Raw genomic sequence first — 1,992 nt, forward strand, 5'->3', positions numbered from 1 at the left:
GTGATGGGTGGCTGGTCGTTGCTTGAGAACTGCACAGTGGACGCGAGCATCTGTGGCCAAGTTTTTAAGGGCGCACGGTGGATGCCTTGGCACCAGGAACCGATGAAGGACGTGGGAGGCCGCGATAGGCCCCGGGGAGCTGTCAACCGAGCTTTGATCCGGGGGTGTCCGAATGGGGAAACCCGGCAGTCGTCATGGGCTGTCACCCGCTGCTGAACACATAGGCAGTGTGGAGGGAACGCGGGGAAGTGAAACATCTCAGTACCCGCAGGAAGAGAAAACAACCGTGATTCCGGGAGTAGTGGCGAGCGAAACCGGATGAGGCCAAACCGTATGTGTGTGATACCCGGCAGGGGTTGCGCATGCGGGGTTGTGGGATCTCTTTTCAATAGTCTGCCGGCTGTTGGACGAGTCAGAAACCGTTGGTGTAGGCGAAGGACATGCGAAAGGTCCGGCGTAGAGGGTAAGACCCCCGTAGCTGAAACATCAACGGCTCGTTTAAGAGACACCCAAGTAGCACGGGGCCCGAGAAATCCCGTGTGAATCTGGCGGGACCACCCGTTAAGCCTAAATATTCCCTGGTGACCGATAGCGGATAGTACCGTGAGGGAATGGTGAAAAGTACCGCGGGAGCGGAGTGAAATAGTACCTGAAACCGTGTGCCTACAAGCCGTGGGAGCGTCGCGATGAGTGCTTGCACTCATCGTCGTGACTGCGTGCCTTTTGAAGAATGAGCCTGCGAGTTTGCGGTGTGTTGCGAGGTTAACCCGTGTGGGGAAGCCGTAGCGAAAGCGAGTCCGAATAGGGCGATTGAGTAGCGCGCCCAAGACCCGAAGCGGAGTGATCTAGCCATGGGCAGGTTGAAGCGGAGGTAAGACTTCGTGGAGGACCGAACCCACCAGGGTTGAAAACCTGGGGGATGACCTGTGGTTAGGGGTGAAAGGCCAATCAAACTCCGTGATAGCTGGTTCTCCCCGAAATGCATTTAGGTGCAGCGTCGTGTGTTTCTTGCCGGAGGTAGAGCACTGGATAGGCGATGGGCCCTACCGGGTTACTGACCTTAGCCAAACTCCGAATGCCGGTAAGTGAGAGCGCGGCAGTGAGACTGTGGGGGATAAGCTCCATGGTCGAGAGGGAAACAGCCCAGAGCATCGACTAAGGCCCCTAAGCGTACGCTAAGTGGGAAAGGATGTGGAGTCGCAGAGACAACCAGGAGGTTGGCTTAGAAGCAGCCACCCTTGAAAGAGTGCGTAATAGCTCACTGGTCAAGTGATTCCGCGCCGACAATGTAGCGGGGCTCAAGCGTACCGCCGAAGTCGTGTCATTGCAGCAATACTCCCAACGGAGGCTGTGATGGGTAGGGGAGCGTCGTGTGCCGGGTGAAGCAGCCGCGGAAGCGAGTTGTGGACGGTTCACGAGTGAGAATGCAGGCATGAGTAGCGATACACACGTGGGAAACGTGTGCGCCGATTGACTAAGGGTTCCTGGGTCAAGCTGATCTGCCCAGGGTAAGTCGGGACCTAAGGCGAGGCCGACAGGCGTAGTCGATGGACAACCGGTTGATATTCCGGTACCCGCTTTGAAACGCCCAATATCGAATCAGGCGATGCTAAGTCCGTGAAGCCGTTCTGGATCCTTCGGGTGAAGGAAAGTGGTGGAGCCGACGATCCAGACTTGTAGTAGGTAAGCGATGGGGTGACGCAGGAAGGTAGTCCAGCCCGGGCGGTGGTAGTCCCGGGGTAAGGGTGTAGGGCGCTGTCTAGGCAAATCCGGACAGCATGAAGCCTGAGACCTGATGCCGAGCCGATTGTGGTGAAGTGGATGATCCTATGCTGTCGAGAAAAGCCTCTAGCGAGTTTCATGGCGGCCCGTACCCTAAACCGACTCAGGTGGTCAGGTAGAGAATACCGAGGCGTTCGGGTGAACTATGGTTAAGGAACTCGGCAAAATGCCCCCGTAACTTCGGGAGAAGGGGGGCCACAACCGGTGATG

The 1,992-nt window shown here is 57.2% G+C and carries 1 rRNA gene; it reads left to right on the plus strand.

The features are described 5' to 3' along the window. Positions 1–54: 54 nt before the first annotated feature. Positions 55–1,992: ribosomal RNA gene (locus D7231_RS34505) — 23S ribosomal RNA — on the plus strand; the annotation flags it as partial.

Source organism: Streptomyces klenkii (assembly GCF_003626645.1).
GTDB lineage: Bacteria > Actinomycetota > Actinomycetes > Streptomycetales > Streptomycetaceae > Streptomyces > Streptomyces klenkii.